The sequence below is a fragment of the Bacillus sp. OTU530 genome (assembly GCF_038440375.1).
In genome coordinates this window covers 26,572-45,478 of sequence record NZ_JASATP010000036.1, presented here as the reverse complement: position 1 = coordinate 45,478, position 18,907 = coordinate 26,572, and the positions used below count along the sequence as shown (strand labels likewise).

The 18,907-nt window shown below is 36.8% G+C and carries 16 protein-coding genes; 10 read left to right on the top strand and 6 right to left on the bottom strand.

The window, feature by feature from the left end; translation table 11 throughout:
* Complete coding sequence (gene fabF / locus AAHB12_RS21850; protein WP_342047063.1) at positions 1–1,236, bottom strand: beta-ketoacyl-ACP synthase II; 1,236 nt, start codon at positions 1,234–1,236, stop codon at positions 1–3.
* A 120-nt stretch (positions 1,237–1,356) separates the two neighbouring features.
* On the opposite strand from fabF, the gene AAHB12_RS21845 reads away from it, so the two are divergent.
* From AAHB12_RS21845 to AAHB12_RS21825, 5 genes are all read left to right on the top strand, one after another.
* Positions 1,357–2,208, top strand: coding sequence for a helix-turn-helix transcriptional regulator (locus AAHB12_RS21845; protein ID WP_342047061.1), 852 nt, complete (start codon positions 1,357–1,359; stop codon positions 2,206–2,208).
* Between the two features lie 68 nt (positions 2,209–2,276).
* Positions 2,277–2,501, top strand: coding sequence for a hypothetical protein (locus AAHB12_RS21840; RefSeq protein WP_342047060.1), 225 nt, complete (start codon positions 2,277–2,279; stop codon positions 2,499–2,501).
* Positions 2,502–3,054: 553 nt separating this feature from the next.
* Positions 3,055–4,119: a PrsW family glutamic-type intramembrane protease gene (locus AAHB12_RS21835; protein ID WP_342047059.1), complete on the top strand. Its 1,065-nt coding sequence runs from the start codon at positions 3,055–3,057 to the stop codon at positions 4,117–4,119.
* 596 nt (positions 4,120–4,715) lie between these two features.
* Positions 4,716–4,889 (top strand): hypothetical protein, encoded by a 174-nt coding sequence (locus tag AAHB12_RS21830; RefSeq protein ID WP_342047058.1) that lies wholly within the window; start codon positions 4,716–4,718, stop codon positions 4,887–4,889.
* A 513-nt stretch (positions 4,890–5,402) separates the two neighbouring features.
* Positions 5,403–5,633, top strand: coding sequence for an alpha/beta hydrolase family protein (locus AAHB12_RS21825; protein WP_342047056.1), 231 nt, complete (start codon positions 5,403–5,405; stop codon positions 5,631–5,633).
* Between the two features lie 234 nt (positions 5,634–5,867).
* Here AAHB12_RS21825 and AAHB12_RS21820 read toward each other — a convergent pair whose 3' ends face one another.
* Positions 5,868–6,230, bottom strand: coding sequence for a CBO0543 family protein (locus tag AAHB12_RS21820; protein WP_342047093.1), 363 nt, complete (start codon positions 6,228–6,230; stop codon positions 5,868–5,870).
* Here AAHB12_RS21820 and AAHB12_RS21815 point away from each other — a divergent pair.
* From AAHB12_RS21815 to AAHB12_RS21795, 5 genes are all read left to right on the top strand, one after another.
* On the top strand, positions 6,196–6,513 hold the full coding sequence (locus AAHB12_RS21815; RefSeq protein ID WP_342047095.1) for a hypothetical protein: 318 nt from the start codon (positions 6,196–6,198) through the stop codon (positions 6,511–6,513). The genes AAHB12_RS21820 and AAHB12_RS21815 overlap by 35 nt on opposite strands.
* Positions 6,514–7,328: 815 nt before the next feature.
* The gene (locus AAHB12_RS21810) at positions 7,329–8,360 is read left to right on the top strand and encodes a LacI family DNA-binding transcriptional regulator (RefSeq protein ID WP_342047055.1); all 1,032 of its coding nucleotides are present in this window, start codon (positions 7,329–7,331) and stop codon (positions 8,358–8,360) included.
* A gap of 823 nt (positions 8,361–9,183) precedes the next feature.
* Positions 9,184–9,972 carry an SDR family NAD(P)-dependent oxidoreductase gene (locus AAHB12_RS21805; protein ID WP_342047054.1) on the top strand — a complete coding sequence of 263 codons (789 nt, stop codon included), beginning with the start codon at positions 9,184–9,186 and terminating at the stop codon, positions 9,970–9,972.
* A gap of 19 nt (positions 9,973–9,991) precedes the next feature.
* Complete coding sequence (locus AAHB12_RS21800) at positions 9,992–10,936, top strand: sugar phosphate isomerase/epimerase family protein (protein ID WP_342047053.1); 945 nt, start codon at positions 9,992–9,994, stop codon at positions 10,934–10,936.
* A gap of 325 nt (positions 10,937–11,261) precedes the next feature.
* Complete coding sequence (locus tag AAHB12_RS21795; RefSeq protein ID WP_342047091.1) at positions 11,262–12,683, top strand: sugar porter family MFS transporter; 1,422 nt, start codon at positions 11,262–11,264, stop codon at positions 12,681–12,683.
* Between the two features lie 349 nt (positions 12,684–13,032).
* Here the strand turns inward: AAHB12_RS21795 and AAHB12_RS21790 are convergent, their stop codons facing one another.
* From AAHB12_RS21790 to AAHB12_RS21775, 4 genes are all read right to left on the bottom strand, one after another.
* The gene (locus AAHB12_RS21790; RefSeq protein WP_342047052.1) at positions 13,033–13,587 is read right to left on the bottom strand and encodes a DUF2179 domain-containing protein; all 555 of its coding nucleotides are present in this window, start codon (positions 13,585–13,587) and stop codon (positions 13,033–13,035) included.
* Between the two features lie 1,416 nt (positions 13,588–15,003).
* The gene (locus tag AAHB12_RS21785) at positions 15,004–16,074 is read right to left on the bottom strand and encodes a toxic anion resistance protein (RefSeq protein ID WP_446715599.1); all 1,071 of its coding nucleotides are present in this window, start codon (positions 16,072–16,074) and stop codon (positions 15,004–15,006) included.
* Between the two features lie 15 nt (positions 16,075–16,089).
* Positions 16,090–17,697, bottom strand: a complete 1,608-nt coding sequence (locus AAHB12_RS21780) for a YceG family protein (protein ID WP_342047051.1) — start codon at positions 17,695–17,697, stop codon at positions 16,090–16,092.
* A gap of 615 nt (positions 17,698–18,312) precedes the next feature.
* Positions 18,313–18,891: a TerD family protein gene (locus AAHB12_RS21775; RefSeq protein ID WP_342047049.1), complete on the bottom strand. Its 579-nt coding sequence runs from the start codon at positions 18,889–18,891 to the stop codon at positions 18,313–18,315.
* Between the last annotated feature and the right edge of the window lie 16 nt (positions 18,892–18,907).

The following is an 18,907-nucleotide window of genomic DNA, read 5'->3' as shown; positions in this document are numbered from 1 at the left end:
TCATTCGTATTTCTTTAAAACAATAGCTGCATTATGACCTCCGAAACCAAATGAGTTAGATAGACCCGTATGTATTTTCACTTGGCGAGCAACAGATGGTACATAATCGAGATCACATAATGGATCAGGATTTTCTAGGTTAATTGTTGGAGGAATTATCCCTTCCTTTAAACTCATTGCTAAAGCAATTGCTTCAACCCCACCAGCTGCTCCTAACATATGACCAAGCATAGATTTATTAGCTGTTACTGGAATCTGATAAGCTTGTTTGCCAAACAACTGCTTAATAGCCATCGTTTCAGAGATGTCTCCCACTTTTGTACTTGTTGCATGGGCACTAATAACATCAATTTCTTCAGGCGATATACCGGCATTTTTTAAAGCTGATCTCATTGCCAGATAGGCCCCTTTACCTTCCGGATGTGTAGCTACGATATGGTGTGCGTCTGAACTTGCCCCATATCCAATGACTTCTGCATAAATCTTTGCCTCTCTATGTAAAGCGTGAGATAAAGATTCTAAGATTAGAATTCCAGCTCCTTCTGACATGACAAATCCGTCTCGGTTTTCATCAAATGGACGACTTGCTTTAGTGGGATCATTATTTCTTGTTGATAATGCTGTAGCATTACCAAAGCTTGCTATTGATAAGTCTGTTATAGCTGCTTCTGTTCCACCTGCAAACACAACGTCAACCTCTCCAGAACGAATTAGTCTAAAGGCCTCACCAATAGCTGTATTTCCAATTGCACAGGCAGAAACAGGCGACAAAGAAGGCCCCATCGCGTTCCACCTGATACTAATTTGTGCAGCTGCAGCATTAGAAATCATGGCAGGTACTAGAGTTGGGCTGACTTTTCTTGGCCCTTTCTTCCTCAGCGCATCAATATTTTCAATTAAGGTTTCAATTCCCCCTATACCTGAACCTACGTATACGCCTAATCTTTCTACATCTATACGATCGAGTTCTAACTCAGAATCTGCCCAAGCTTGTTCAGCAGCAGCCAAAGCAAATTGAGAAAAGCGATCTAAACGTCTTGCTTCTTTCCTTCCTAAAACTTCATCTGCATCAAAATCTTGGACGATACCTGCAATTTTTGTCTTATGATTAGTAACATCAAATGTATCAATAGGAGATATACCAGATTTCCCGTTAATCAGATTGTTCCAAAATGTTTGGATGTTGTTTCCTATAGGGGAGACTACTCCTATACCGGTAATCACAACTCTTTCCACTTTTCATCCCTCCCAATCAATAATATACTTGTATTTTACAGATCTTTTATCCTATTACAAGTGATTGTTTATCCTGGTATAAATACTAATAGGCTAAATGGATATGGGGGAGTTTTAAAAATGAATGATAAAACTAGGCTTGAAGCTTTGTCGATATTCTTGAAAACTAAGCGTGCCCAAATTAAGCCAGAGTCTATTGGTTTGTCTGCTGGAACACGAAGAAGGACACCGGGGTTACGGAGGGAAGAGGTTGCACAATTAGCAGGGGTAAGTACCACTTGGTATACATGGCTAGAGCAAGGAAGAGATATAAAGGTTTCTTCAATCGTACTAGATTGTATTTCTTCAGCTCTACAATTAAATAATGATGAAAGAGACTACTTATATGACCTAGCCTTAGAGGCAAAATCAGAAATTATCCATCAAAAAAAAGATCAATCAGAGCTTAGCCCTTCTTTAAAGAGAATACTAGCTGAATTAACGTATTGTCCGACTATCATTACGGATCGACATTGCCATATTGTGGGCTGGAATCCTGCAGCTGCTCATGTTTTTTTAGATTTTGAACAAATACCGAATGATCAAAGAAATTTGATTCGTTTAGTGTTCACTAGAAAAGAATTAAAAGCATTAGCCGTCAATTGGGAACATTTTGCGAAAGGCTTTCTTGCTATTTTCCGTACCTACTATGGACACTATTTAGGTGATGAATGGTACAACCAATTTATTAAAGAAATGAGTCGTTCACATTCAGAATTCGAGGATTTATGGCAAGAAAGTCAAGTAAGTAAGGCCCCAGAAATGACAATTGAATTTAGACATGCTAAAGCAGGCAAAATGTTGTTTAATTTAACTTCTCTTCAAGTTCAAGGCGATATGGATTTACGGTGCAGTATCTATACACCAGTAGAGGAAACAGATACAGAAAATAAATTAAAGCGATTAATGAAGAGGGTTTCCGTTGGAAATTAATAAAGTAATTTCATTACCAAAAGGATTTAAAAAGATATGCTGTTATTAGGAATAGGAATCGTAAGCATGTGGCAGCGGTAAACAAAGTCAGTGTTCTGATTGTTATGTCCGCCGTTTCATTTTGGGAGGCTTTTGTAACAACAGTTCATCCGCTCAAGTATCTATTTGGTACCTTATTTCTTGTTGGTATGACTGGGGGATACTTCCGTTATTTCATGAAAAAGAAACGGACTGAGATGAAACAAAAGAACAAAACATTGAGCTATCCTATCTATTACTCATTGTTTTTTTAATCATCTATGTCGTGCGAACAATCATTGGCTATGAGGTCTCTAGCCAAGATTATGGCATTGTCATTGCGTTCTTCGTCATGGGGTCTATTTTATCACGTATTACAGCTTGTATGCTCGCTACCTATGGAATAAATAACATACTAACTGACTTCCTCTAACGTCAATTATGTAAACAAGCAAATCTCTCTAGTTAGGTACCTGGAGGGCATTTTTTATAAGATTCTAGGTACATTGCCTCCTGATAATGCGGGATTATGTCACATGAGTAAGATATACATTGTTCCTTACTAGAGATGTCATATAAAGGATTATATATATTATCCTGATTAATATGTATAATCCTTTTATATCTTTTCAACAAATGCGCTTTATAGTCGATTTAGAATAAAGTTTGATCAAGATGGATTTTTCGTACCTCGGGTTTTATTTGTGTATTTTCCCTTTATTTTACACATATTATCAAGGAATGGTTGGAACCGAATGACGTTCGGCTTCCTATATCCATAATATGGGTATTTTTGTTGTATTTGTGTATAAGAAGGGGTGAAGGTAAATGAAATGCCCACACTGTGACTATTCTAATCCGGAAGGGGTAAGGCTCTGCTTAACTTGTGGCCATGAGTTGTTTAGTCGTGAAACTCCAGAGCAGGACCCAAACAGCCTATTTTACGAATTTGCACAGCTTGTTGACGGGATTCCGAGTAACCGACGGTCGGTTAAACCTAAATTTCAAAATATCTTTTCGCGCGTGTTTCGAAAACATAGTGATATCGAGGCTGAACGGCTTTTTATTGTAGGTACCTCGCTAACCACGCCCACAATCGAAGAAGTGGCGGCTACATGGCCAAAACCTTGGCTTTTTGCGAGGGTGTTCCTCATTATGCTCATCGTATACTTAGGATTGTACTTGGGTGTAAGCTTGTTCGGAAATATAAACTTTATACCGGGTCTTATCGTCGTTGGTGCCTTTGCTGTTCCATTTACGACTCTGATTTTTTTTTGGGAAATGAACGCTCCTCAGAATATTGCTATTTACAAGATTGTCTATGTGGTCTTTATCGGGGGAATCCTATCCCTTTTATTGGCGCTGATCTTTTATGATATTCTTCGGAGTAACATCAATCCCATCACGATTGGAATCGTTGAGGAACTGGCCAAAGTGGTCGCTGTTATTTTTTTTGTTCGCCACCTTAAATATAAATATGTTCTTAATGGGCTGCTGCTAGGGGCTGCAGTCGGGGTCGGTTTCGCGTCTTTTGAGACTGCTGGTTATGCATTACGGGCACTCCTCTCCGACAGCTTTCATATGCTTTACAACACAATCTTGTGGCGTAGTGTATTTTCTCCCGGAGGACATGTCGCGTGGGCGGCTTTGACAGGGGCTGCACTCTGCAGGGTACAAGGAGATTCAAAATTCCGGTTAAACATGTTGATAAAGTCAAAATTTGTTTTCATATTTATTCTAGTCGTGATGATGCATGCTCTTTGGGACTCACCTATACTTAATTCGCTTGGACAACTTATTCTGATGATAATATCATGGATTTTTGTTTTCCGAATGATCCGAATCGGCCTAAATGAAATCACTGATAAGAAAAAAAGACTAACCGTTACATAAAAGAAAGGGATAGGAACTCCCCTAAGCTTGATTTTACCGGAGTACATTCAAGTCGCTGCTTTCGTTATATTTGCTATTTTCATCCTTCAATGGGGCACGGAAACGATTCGTAAATTGGGGTGCCACAAGTTATTAGTTAGAAGCTTAGAAAAAACAGTATGTGTTAGATTACGACGTGTCATCGAAGTGCACAATGAGAATCCAGCAGGAATTGCAACAATACAAATCCTTAAAAAACGGATTAATAAACAAAAGCTTAACTTCCGCTAACGTTACGAAACCCTCCAGCTAGGAACTGGAGGGCGTTTTTATAGGATTTTAGATAAATTGCATGCGGATAATTTATTTCAGTATAATTTTATAACTAGATTGAATTCCGCTTTTACTGATTATGTGAACATGGATACCCTTCGGATTACCGGAGGGTATTTTATTTCGAACCTTAGATACATTGACTCCTGATAATGATATTTTATGTTAACCAAAAACGATATTATGTTGACAAATGTTCATATTTTTATATCATAACATTGTAGGTATGTCATATCTAAAACAAACATAAAAATTCTCTGATTTGTAGAGAGGGGTTCACTCAAGTGCTTGGGAAAGAAGTAAGGTTTCAGGAAAATGTGTACATAGTCATTTATGATTATAAAAATGAGATGATTGAGATTAGGAAAAAAGGGGCAATCAATTATAACAGTCAAAATGTGCAACTAGTTAGAAGAACTGAGGTAGAGGTCGTAAAAGAAATCAGTAAGAAAGAGTAGTCACTACTTTCACTTCCTATATTCGCATATTATGTCAACCAGCCATGGGCTGGTTTTTTACTCGTAAACAGAAGTATTTTTCACACAAAAAAGCCAACTCACGTTTTTAGTTTCATGAATCGGCTAGTGAATCTTATGATAGAAATAAGTCATTATGATTTACTCCTCATGTTTGATGGCTTAAGTCTAAGAAGTTTATTTATTACGAATTCAAGCGTTTCCGTATGCTTCCATTGATTTGATATAGCTTTCCACTACTGAAGCGACGAAATTTGAAAGTTTTTTCATTTGAATTACCTCCTTCATGTATTGATTACACTTTATATTTTTTATGTTTTTTAGCAAATTGGTTATCTATTCATGGCAACGGAAACAATGAAAATGAAAGCGAATAATTGTTTGATTTGCACTACTAATAAGACATCTTAGGTACATTTAGAAACATTTTGGGATCCATTTTTTCAGAAAGGTAGAGGAGAGCATAAGGAAACCCGATCCCGCTTTGATGTCAAAGTGGGATTGGGTTTCTCTTATGAAAAAGGCGGGACGGTTTTTATCATGCATGGTGACGAAGATGAATTAGTCCTTTATAACCAAAGTGAATTATTGTTTACTGCTTTACAAAATAATGGACATAACGCGATCATGTATCAACTTAAAGGTGCCGGACATGGAACGGATGATTTTTGGCAAAAGCGTGTATTAGATATTGTTAGAAATTTTTTTGATAAACATTTAAAGTAGTCATTGGAAGATTTATATATAGAAAAAGGGAAGAGCAGGATAACCCTGTTTAGCAAATTTTCAGCGCTATTGCTGGCTCCATTATGGCTAAGATAGGAAAAAGTGAAGATACAAATACAAATGCACGATTTTGATCTGTTTGATTTCCTTTATATTTCTAACAGCTCTCTAACTCAAGAGTTCTAATGAGCAGTATTGAGATACTATCCCCCTCTCCGAACAGGGAGGGGGTTGCTATGGACATTTCTTGGATTCACTTATTTTTTCTTTCTTGTTTATCAATTGCATCAGGATACGGACAAACATCATTAGAAAAAAGGTGCTTATAAACGTGTATACCCATGTCCATGTATGGTATTGAATCAACGCAGTATATCTTTCAAAAATAACCTCAATGATTGTTAAAGCAGAGGTGTACAATGTACATTGTATAACCATGTTGATATAGCTTGAATGATAAGTTGTTTGATAAAAGTAAATACAAACAACTGGAAATAGAAGATGTTCGTAAAGAATGCTGGACGTGAAATAGTGACTTAAAAATCGTATAGGATATTCCAGCATGTTCTTTTCTACAACAAGAACACCAAGAAACATTGAAAAAAATGAGGTCAATAAAAAGATTAAAATCCAATTTTTGATTGGTGGTTTTCTTAAACTAAAAAACAATAGGACAATTCCGATTATGAGTAGTGACCACAAAATTATTTTTTCCATGGATAAATTAGTCCCCCAACGACGTAATTGTGTTAATACGTTCTCCAATTACATTGTTTTCTCACTGTTAGAGGGAAATCCCCTGTTAATTAATACAGCCAAAAATATAAAACAGGAAAGAGCAGACACCATCAGCCAAAGCGCCAATTCTATATTAAAGTGATTAGTAAAGGTACAAATAATGCCACAGGAAAAGCAGATAATATACAGCAAATCCATAATGTTCTTCCTAGTAACCTTAAATGCCAAGGCAACCAAAGTCCAAAAATAATAATGTATACAGGAATAGATCACCAAGCATGCCATTCCTTTAATTTCATGTACCCTACATAAACAAGCATCCATTCAGACAAGGAAGATAAAAGTGTAGACTCAAAATATAATTACTATTATTTGTAAATAATTTTTAAAAATGCATCAATGAGATTGAATAATATTGGTTAAAGACTCTACTTCCTCTAACGAATGTTATGTCGATCTGACATGAATAGGGGATATAAAGGATAGATAGTATAAAAGAGGGAGTTTTGACATAAAAAATCCCTTTAATGAAAATTGCATAGGAAAAACATTGTGGATGCTTTTTGATTCGTCGTATCAAACTATACGTAGTATGGTCAAGAAAGAACAATCTCTACAAAAATAGTGTTTTATGTATTAAAAATGCTGTATCTTTATGACCAGTGAATAATTATTAGATGGAAAATAATTATTGACTAAATATTTTCGATATTGTAAGATGATATCAAGATTTAGTGCATACGAATGCACAATATAAGAAGAGTTCAAAGCTATTATGACAATCATCTCAGAAGATATTGTGAGTAGTGATTTTATATTTTAGGTATTGAAAGTGCCAAATATTTAGTGCTCTGCAACAACTGTTAATTTGACTAAACAATCTCCATAGTATAAAATGTAATCAATTCACAAAGCATACGAATGCACAAAATAAAATGGAAGAGGCATGAAGCTATTATGGCGATTACCACAAAAGATATTGCGAAAATGGCGAATGTAAGTCAATCTACAGTATCGAGATGTTTAAATAACAGCCCGAGGATTTCTGAGAAAACAAAGAAAAAAGTATTAAAAATTGCACAAGAACATGGCTTTCAATTTAATGCTCACGCAAGAAGCCTAAGTGCTAATAAAACCTATACGATTGGTGTAGTTCTTCCAAAAATTTTGTTTGGTTTTGAGGGAGAAATGCACTTCAGATCGTGGCAGAATGAATTGATTGAAAGTTTAGAACAAATGGAATTTGATGTAGTTTTCTCATTTTTTGAGAATAGATTCACAAAAAAAAATAACATTCAGAGACTTCTTGCTGCAAAAAAAGTAGATGGACTTATCATTTTAGAGCCAGCTTTAGATGATGAAACAATAACTATCTTGGAACAAACAGATATTCCCTTTATTTTCTGCAAGTATATTCCGCCTTTTTACAAAACAAGAGATGTAGATTTTGTATGTGTTGATCAATTTAAGGGAGGATATATAGCTGCGGATCATCTGATTAAGCAGGGACATAAAAGTATAATGTGTATCTCAGCAAGTCATATAGGCGGCGAGTTTGAGTTAAGGACCGAAGGATTTAAAGCAGCTCTACGTGATAATAATCTTCACTATAGTGATAAGATGTTATTTTATGGAGATACTACATTTCAATCAGGTTACCAGGTGATAAAGGATAATATAGAGGTGTTAAGAGATATTACTGCTATCTTTGCTCAGAATGACTTAATGGCATTGGGAGCAATACAGGCATTAAAGGAATCCAGTATTAATGTACCGGAAGATATCGCCGTGGTAGGATTTGATGATATTGAATTATGTACCTTCTATAAACCATACCTTACCACAATACATCAACCTACTAAAGAAATTGCAGCGTTAACATGTAAGCGATTAATTGAGAAATTAAACTCCACAGAGTTGACTCTGAAACAAAAACTTGAGATTAGTCCTACTTTAGTCATTAGAGAATCGTGTGGAATAAACATTTAAATTTATTCCACCTTCTTATATATTTTTTTGTATCAATGCAAGCGTATGTACAAAAACAAGATTTAAAAATACTAACTAGAAAAGGGTGGAAGAAGTGGAAAGAAAATTAGAAGAAAAGACATGTATTGTTACAGGAGCTGCAAGAGGGATGGGGAGGGGGGCATAAGCCACCGAATATGCTACACATGACGCTAATAATGCATTGATAGATTTAAATAAGGAAAGTACTGAAATCACTACAAAATATAGCGTTGGCATGTAAACGATTAACTAAGAAGGCAAGCTCCATACAATCGAATGTAAAGCAAAACTTGAGATTAGTCCTACTTTAGTCATTAGAGAATCGTGTAGAATAAACATTTAAACTTATTCTACCTTCTTATATATTTTTTTGTGCATTAATACAAGCGTATGCATAAAAACAAGATTTAAAAACACTAAATGGGAAAGGGCGGCAGAAATGGAAAGAAAATTAGAAGGAAAGACATGTATTGTTACAGGAGCTGCAAGAGGAATGAGGAGGGCATAGGCCACCGAATATGCTACACATGATGCTAATAATGTATAGATAGATTTAAATAAGGAAAGTGCTGAAATCACTACAAAATATAGCGTTGATATGTAAGCGATTAACTAAGAAGGCAAGCTCCATACAATCGAATGTAAAGCAAAAACTTGAGATTAGTCCTACTTTAGTCATTAGAGAATCGTGTGGAATAAACATTTAAACTTATTCTACCTTCTTATATATTTTTTGCGCATCAATACAAGCGTATGCACAAAAACAAGATTTAAAAACACTAACTAGAAAAGGGTGGCAGAAATGGAAAGAAAATTAGAAGGAAAGACATGTATTGTTACAGGAGCTGCAAGAGGAATAGGGAAGGCAGTGGCTGTCAAGTATGCTGAACATGGTGCTAATGTTGTATTGATGGATTTAAATAAAGAAACCGTTGAAGCAACTGCAAAAGAAATAGAGGCATTAGGAGTAACAGTGCTACCGCTTGTAGTAAATGTGACTTCATCGAAAGAAATTGATGCTGCATTACAGGAAGTTGAGTCCCAATTTACAAAAATTGACGTGTTGGCAAACTGTGCTGGTATCTCTACTTCAAGATTAATCCTAGATATAGAAGAAGAAGAATGGGATCGAGTATTTAATGTAAATCTAAAATCTGTGTATTTGCTTAGTAAGGGTGTTGCCAAAAATATGATTAAAAATGAGGTCAAAAACGGAAAAATAGTTTCCATTTCTTCACAGGCTTCAAAAATCGGAGAGCTTGGGAACGGAGCGTATTGTACATCAAAAGCAGGAGTTAACTCGTTAACCCAAGTGCTAGCTCTCGAACTAGCGGAATATGGCATTGCAGTCAACGCAGTTTGTCCTGGTTTTGTAGATACTGAAATGCTACGAGAGGTTTTCCAAAAACGAAGCACGATTGAAGGGAAAGCACCGGAAGAATATGAAGAATTATTAACAAGCCAGGTACCAATGAGGAGGTTGGCGAAGCCTGAGGAAATCGCAGATTTCATGCTGTTTTTAAGTAGTGAGAATGCAAACTATATTACGGGTACTTCCATGACGATTGCTGGTGGAAAAACATTAATTTAAGAAAAAGGAGTGTTTGTTGATGCGAATGAGTTTGGTAACAGATTGTTTAGGATTTATGTCTTTTGAAGAAATGGCTGACACTGCCGTATCCTTAGGCTATGAAACCTTAGAATTTGCTTGTGGCAATTGGTCTAAAGCGCCACATGTGGACCTGGATGCTTTAATAGAAAGCTCCATTCAACGGGAAAAGTTTGTAAACGTTTTAAGAGAAAGAGGACTTTCCATTGAAGTTTTGAATTGCTCCGGTAATCAGTTAGCTCCAAATGAGGAGGGACGAGCACACCAGATAGTTGTAGAAAAAACATTTAGACTTGCAGAACTATTGGGGATAAAAAACATAAATATGATGTCGGGACTTCCTGGGGGAGGACCAGGGGAGAAAACTCCTAACTGGATCACAACAAGTTGGCCCCCAATTAATCTTGAAATCTTAAATTGGCAATGGAATGAGGTAGCACTTCCATACTGGGAAAAAACTGTGCAACAAGCAAAGGAATATGGCATTGAAAAGATTGCTCTAGAAAATCATGGCTCCCAGCTTGTTTATAACCCAGAAACGCTCTTTAGGTTAAGGAATCATGTGGGAGACATGGTTGGCATGAACTTTGATCCTAGTCATCTCTTCTGGATGGGGGGAGATCCTATTGTGACCTTAAGAACCTTAGGACCAGCAATCTATCATGTGCATGCTAAAGATACACGTATTGAAAAAGGACTCGTGGAAGCGCAGGGTGTACTTGATACAAAAACGATTGATAGTTTTTCAAATCGTTCATGGAATTATGTAGCATTAGGTCATGGTCATGATACGAATTGGTGGAAGGAATTCTTTTCAGTGCTTAGTATGGCTGGTTATGACGGACCTGTCAGTCTTGAAATGGAGGATCTAACGATGGATCCGCTAACTGCTTTAAAAAAATCAACTCAAGTATTGAAAGAGGCATTACCAAAAAGCTTTGACTAAGATAAACGAAAGAAAAATTACAATTTCTCATAAAAACTAAATTCGGGGTCAAACAACGAGACTTCCCTTTGGTGTGGGAGAAATGAAAGCCGCACGCCTATATACTAACTAGACTCCGCCCGTGACGACACCCTTGTTTTTTGACAAATGAAGTCGTTAAATAAGGATTAACAAATTTTTTTTCTGTGATGGGACTCAAGAGGTGACTCGAAGCTAAATAGCATTCACCTCTGGCTCCTCCACTAGAATACGTTTTACTGACTCAACAACATAAATGATGGAACATTACCATTCTATTCTTAAGGAGAGGGAAGGGAATATAGGTATGAATAAACAAGTCAATTACAGGTCGTTCCTTAGTACCATTATCTTGGTTTCAACATTCGGTGGGCTTCTTTTCGGATACGACACGGGTGTTATCAATGGTGCCTTGCCGTATATGTCGGAAGCGCTCGGTCTTAATTCATTCACAGAAGGTCTTATTGCAAGTGCTCTTCTTTTGGGTGCCGCTCTAGGTGCCGTGTTTGGCGGTCAGCTATCTGATTATGTTGGACGTCGCAAAAATATTCTTTATCTTGCTGTGTTGTTCTTTATAGCTACTCTTGGATGTACCCTTGCTCCGAACATTACAGTGATGATTGCTTTTCGTTTCCTGCTGGGATTTGCTGTAGGGGGCGCGTCCGTAACGGTTCCGACCTACCTAGCGGAAATGGCACCAGCAGAGAGCCGAGGCAAAATGGTTACTTGGAACGAATTGATGATTGTGTCTGGACAACTATTGGCTTTCGTCTTCAACGCTATTCTTGGCACCACAATGGGTGACCACTCACATGTTTGGCGTTACATGCTAGCCATCGCGGCACTTCCAGCAGTTATCTTGTTCTTTGGTATGATTAAAATGCCGGAGAGTCCGCGTTGGCTGGTTTCAAAAGGTAAAAATGAGGCTGCACTAAGTGTCCTAAGAAGGATACGTGAGAAGAGTCAGGCTCAATCCGAACTTAACGAAATTGAAAACGCTTTAAATGAGGAGTCAGGAGTACAGAAAGCGACTTTTAGAGACCTTCTGAATGTGCCATGGATGCGCCGCCTCGTATTGATTGGAATTGGGGTTGCTGTTGTGTCGCAAGCTACGGGTGTCAACTCGATTATGTATTATGGAACTGAAATCCTTAGAGATGCTGGTTTTGAGACATCCGCTGCATTAATCGGTAATACTGCCAATGGTGTAATTTCGGTTTTGGCAACTCTCGTCGGCATCTGGCTTCTTGACAAGGTTGGCCGTCGACCAATGATGCTGACTGGGCTAACAGGAACAACGACAGTACTCCTGTTTATTGGGATATTTTCATTTATACTTGAAGGGTCGGCCGCGCTTCCATATGTTATGCTTACCCTGACAGTCACGTTTCTAGCCTTTATGCAGGGAGCCATTGGGCCGGTATTGTGGGTTACGCTTTCGGAGATATTCCCGTTACGGTTGCGAGGTCTCGGCATGGGAATCAGCGTGTTTTTCCTCTGGATAACGAATTTCTTTATTGGTTTAACGTTCCCGATATTACTCGATAAAATCGGCTTGTCTGCAACATTCCTTGCCTTCGCAGCTATAGGGGTTGTGGCCATCGCCTTAATGAAGAAATACTTGCCGGAAACTAAGGGACGCACACTTGAGGAGCTAGAACTTTACTTCCGTACCCATAATGATCAAGATGCCCAGAACGATTATGAGGGTAGTACTCAAGCAAAATAAATTTAAAAGTCATACAACAAGTCAAGAGGGAAACTATCATAGCTTTGAAATGTAGTAGGGCCCATACCTTTTGTAAGCGTATAAAATATCCTAGTGTAATGATTATTTGTATTCCTTTTTAAGGTTGGAGCATCTATTACAATCATTTTCCTCCTTTTCACACACATATATTTATTTGCGCTACTCTCATATAATACAATAAATAGAAAAAGCATGGCGCCTCGCTATGCTTTTTTCAGTAACATAACTATTTAATTGTTGAAGATAGGTGTTTTTTAACCCATATTCTTTCTAACCCTCGACAATACACCTAATCCTTAAAACTACACCCCTTGATAAAAGAAAAACTCTAGTTGACCTTGCGTGGTTCTCTTATTGAATCTTTTTTTCTTTTCATCACTTTGGTTAAATATCCACCCTTAAATGAACGTATCTCATAAGAAGCCATAAATGCTTTCGGGGCAATCGTGTTTACAATTTCCAGGAATTCTTTCTCTCTTGAGCGTTTCGCCACTATATCCAAACGAAAACGGGTTGTATCATTAATACCTTCTCCCTCAAATACCGTAACTCCGAATCCTGACGATCGTAACGCCTCTACCAATTCATTAGATTTATCCAACAAACTTACATTATATGTAATGTAGCCGATCGCCAGTTTCCTTTCAATATACCCTCCTAACAGCAAACCGACGCTAAATCCAATTACATACGCAGTGATATTCCAAATATTAGATAGATCCTGGAATACAATTCCCAAACTTACGATGTAGATGCCACCTTCTAACAGTCCAACACCGGCTGCTGATTTCGTTTGGTTCTTTACTAAAAGAATTGTACGAATTGTTAAGATTGGAACATAAATAATTTGCAGTAAAAAGATTAGTAATGCTGGCCCTAACACACAATTTCCCCCTTATTTTGATCCATGTGCTACTATGATACTAAACATCGAAAGCATTTACTACAATAACTTTTTTCACAAATAGGTAAAGGAAAGGACAGGTAATTTGGTTTCGGTATAAATACAACGACAGCTTAAAAAGCGTTATGTGGTGAACGAGTTGAGGGAGATAGAAAACTACTATTTTATATTTACTTCCTTGTTAACCACCGGGAAAGCGAGAGGTCTTAAAGGAGAAGGGGGCTAGGAATATTCGAAAGGAGTTAGAGAGGTTCATAGATACTTATCCGTTTGATGGCAAGCAGCTCTGTGAAATGAAGAAAAAGTGGGAGAGAAGTATTAAACCAAAGGATATTGTAAAAGAGATTTGATGTAAATGTATAATCCTAAAATTAATTAGCGAAATATAATTTCATTTACTACGATATAAATAAAAATATAAAACACAAGTACATAACTAAGCAGGGAAGAACTTCCTTTACATCAATGCATTCTATAAAGTCGATCTTTATCGAAATATGTCGAATTTATCATTAAAGACAATTTTAATGCATAATAGTTTACATAATAATTTTCTGGTTAAAACAAGTGATTTATAGGAAAGTATTTGCTTAATAAGTTCTTTATAGCAGTTCAAGTCATTTTCAATAACATCTTGCAGACTTTTCAAATTGATAGGTTGGTCATTAGGGAAAAGCATATCTCAAAATTCCACTATTGCTTGCAATTGAGAGGGGAGGGGAGTGTAATCATATTATGATTTGCTAAGAGCCCAAATACGTCTTGGATTGTTCGCGGAATTTACCACGATAGTGTGCATTGCATTGCATCGCAATACTGGCTTCACATATATGTTGTATATTGAGAATAATGGGGTTCTGCTTTGTATTATCTTTAATTCTCTTGAGATCACTGATCTCACAGTTTGAAATAAAACAATCAACGGATCACATTCAAACCGTCTCAATATCTATAGTTTACTTTTGTTTTTGAAACAAAATCCATTTTATCTCTATAACTTCCGAGATTGTTATTGTAGATATATGATTAAACCGCATTGGTTTACCACTCAAATTATGCGTTAAACAAGGATTTAATGCGAAATTGGAACTAGCTTAAAATGGAGATAAATATCTTCCAAATTTTAAATGACGGCCACTCCCCTGCCTAGAAGCCTTCACTGAATATCATTTCCGATAATTTAACTTAATTGAGAAACTATTTGTGGCATTAAGGTATCCTGCACCCAGTTGGTTAGCTGTATCTAAAGATCTGGGTGCAGTTCAGTTGCGATTGCAATATTGAATTTTCCTTTACAAGTTCATGCTTTTCTTCGTTGATTAACCTCTGTTTACTCTTAAGAACACATACTCAATATACTGCTCAAACCTTTCAGGTGCTGTATTCTCCACGAGTTCAATTTGATTGGTGTTTGATTCGTTTAAAATTCTCCTGCAGCTGCTCTAAACGGTGCTTACCTTCTGCTCTTAAACGTTTATTTTCATCCTCAATTGCTTTTGTTTCTTGCATTCCTTTAATAATAATGTTCCATGTTTCCTCGATTGTTTCGATTTTAACACTCGGATGGCCAGCTAATCGCGCTATATCAACACTTTGCTGGGAAATGTTCTGGGCGTTTCGAAGTAGCATTTCGTTTGTGCGCTTATCTAATTCATTCATAGACTGAGCGACTAGATTCTGTCTTTTGGCAGTAATTGCGTTAATTAGTCCATTTTTAAAGATAGGAATTGTAGTGACGAATGCAGAATTAATTTTCGCAATTAGTTTTGTGTTCCCTCTTTGTAGCAAACGTATCTGTGGTGCAGATTGGTATGCTACTTGTTTTGCCATCTCTAAATCGTAGATTCGCTGCTCCATAAGTTCAATTGCATTCCTTAAGGAATCAAGTTCCATAGAAGCAATTTGGTCTCCTTGAGTTACCCTATTCTCTAAATGAGGAAGTTTTTCTTTTAACTCTTTGACGGCTAGCTCCCCAGCAACAATGTATTTTTCTAACTGCAGATAGTACTGGAAGTTTTGCTCATATAGCTGTTCAAGAGTAAGAGTTGTGTTTTTCATCTCTTGCTCATACTTCATAATTTCTATATACACCTTATCTATCTCTGATCCCATCGTTTGGTATTTATCAAATAATTTTTCAATAAGCTTCTGACCACGGTTAAATAGTTTTGAGAGGAAACCCTTATCTTCTGCAAAATCTTTACTATCAAAACGATCCATAATCTTACCTAAATGCTTAAGCAAAGCACTAGACTCTTCCATACTACTCGATTTGATAGTATCCAGTATTCGCCCAGAGAAAGTTGATATCTCGTTAGCAGGTTCTTTTCCGTATTCGAGTAAAGAAACTTGATCCTTATAGTCTATACTACGGGAAAGTCGTAGAACTTCCGGATCGCTGCTCAATTGTAGCTTTATTTCATTGGGGTTTGTTACTAATGCCTCTTCAGTTACGTTCATTGTCATTTTTTCTCACCCTAATTAGAATAATTTGTTTATAAAACGTTTGAAAACCGATGGTTCTTTAAATTCATCTTCAAGACTTATTTTCTCTAGCCAGTGTGTATCCAGATGCTTCTCTTCTATATAGTTCTCAATATCATTACGTCCTGAAGGGTTAAATATTACAATATCCAGACCAAACTCATTTAGCAACAACAATAGGGCTGCATCCGTACGATTTAAGGACCCACTTTGTGGAGTAGTTAATAAAATTACCTTAGGTACGTCTTGTGAATAATCAAACTTCTGCAATAGTTCAAGGAATGTGGTCGGAATATTCATAGATTGATTGAACAGATATAATTGTAACCGATATAGATCTTCGTGTAGCATTATCTTTAGTTTCGGAATGGCACAATACCTTGAAATAGCCGCTGCTAAGCCCTTTTGTAGTCCACTTGGAAGATCTTTATACCTCCACCAATTCCCGTTTATTATCTTCTCGGGGTCTAATGTTCCATCTGCTCCTAATGCATTCTGGTAGTGATAATGATTATTTCCAGAAACAGGATTAGCTATAGGGAATGAACGAATGGTTAAAGAAAGTTCGTGACTTGATATTTCCTGTACCTTGTTCCAATACTGCCTCTTATTCTCAGAAACACCTGCTACCTTAGCAAAAAGATTTGGTATTTGAATGACGTTCCCACTGGCCTGAAAGCCAGGACGAATGAATGCTTTTTCCTTCCACAATAAGAATATTTCATCATACGTGGTCTTTAATGTTACTGCCTTTGGAACATAAGAACGAAACTGCCAAGGTTTATAAAGAAGAGAGTCCTCTGTATGCAAAATCCTTTCCATTTCCTTAGATGCACGGTAGGCAACAGTTCCTTTTCTTACGGGTCTCACTTCTGGAAGTGGTATTAAAGATATAGTTGATGGGTATCTATAAATCGGCGTAAGTACACCTTTCCCATCGATTTGTAGCAGAATATCCTCCCCAGACGGATGAAACAAAAGCACATCAAAGCCGATTAAGATCAAGTAATATAAAAAATACATCTCACTCTTCGAGGCATTTCCATACCAAATCAGTCTTGGCATATTATCTGGAATCGTCTTAGCCCATTCTTCTAAGTGATTAAACATCCATTTTACAATATCTACTAGTATTCTTCTAAAATCTACATGTAGAAACCCATCTTTATGCGTTTGTCTAAAATGATTTAACACATCTTTTAATTTATTTCTAAGGTGAGTGTCCAAGAAGGGCACTTGAGTTTTTGGAATTAAGCACTCCCCCTCTAAGAATGCAATTAAACGATTTACAGACAGTCCCTTTTCTTCATTATTAATTAACAAGATTCGCTGAAGAGATTGAAAGCGTTCATTTGGAATGAATTTGTTCAGTTCCTTATTTAAGAGGAGAACTGGTATCTCTGAATTATCAAGTAAGTCGTATAAGAATTCAAAATACTCGTCCTCATCAATATGGGTACCTAATAGCCTTCCGGCCACTTGCTGAAATTTCAGCTGTTCCTCTGTATTATTGTAACCACCTCGGAGTGCTGGCGGTTTATTCAAAATATGTAACCAATCCAACTCATTTAAATTAATAACCTCAGGCTGTATCATTTTTACCATGACAGTTACTCACTTCTCCTGCTATTATAGACTAACTTTGAACTTATACTTTTTTAGGTTGTCCGAAAACGACGAACATACCTTCCCTCGTTACTATTTATGACTTTCCAAATTTTCGAATAGTCCCCTGGGGGAATTTTTCTTACTTTATAAGATTCAATAGCACTTAAAAATATTTCTATCCATTAAGTTCAGCCCCTGCTTGCTTATATACACCATATAATTCACCTATACTTGATGTACTCCCGTGTTATAATGTTTAAAATTCTGCAACTCCCATTTCATTATCGCTAACGGAGCTTTCTAAGCAAATCATAAGACCCTCATCTCTTCCAACTATATATTTACCAGATAGTACATCACTAGAAATTTGTGTTCTCGTTCCAGACGTGTATAAAACAACACCTAGGGCCTATACTAATAACCCCTTAGTTATAGCTAGATGTTTGGTGGAGACTGAATATCAAGGCTTAGCGTATAGATACTGAAGGTGTCTCAAAATACTTTTCCTCCCACGCTAATCTACAACATTTCTAACTATCTACTATACAGTAAAAAGGAAGATACGTTATAAAAACAACGTATCTTCACACATCTTATCAATCGGTTAATTTATTAAGCATCTAAACCATAATCCTTAACAAGGGACAATAATCCACCTTGATAACCGCTCCCGATAGCATTAAATTTCCATTCACCGTTATGACGATATAGTTCTCCAACAACAACAGCTGTCTCAATAGAAAAATCTTCACCTAAGTCATAGCGAATAAGCTCTGTGCCGCTTGCCTCATTTAAAATACGAACATATGAGTTACTAACTTGTCCAAAGTTTTGATTGCGAGCTTCTGCCTCATGAATTGTAATAGTAAAAGCAATTTTTTGAATGCTGTCAGGAACGGCTGGTAAGTTAATCATTATCTGCTCATCGTCACCTTCACCTACTCCCGTACGATTGTCACCGGTATGTTCAACAGCTCCGTTAGCACCTTTTGTATTGTTATAAAAAACAAAGTCATTTTCAGAGGCACATTTTCCATTCACATTCAGTAGGAACACAGAAGAATCTAAATCAAAATCTTGACCACCATCATACTTGTTAACATCCCAACCTAAACCAACAACAATGTTAGTTAAACCCGGATTTGTTTTTGTCAAATCAACCTTTTGACCTTTTGAAAGACTAATAGCCATTTTAACCCCTCTTTTC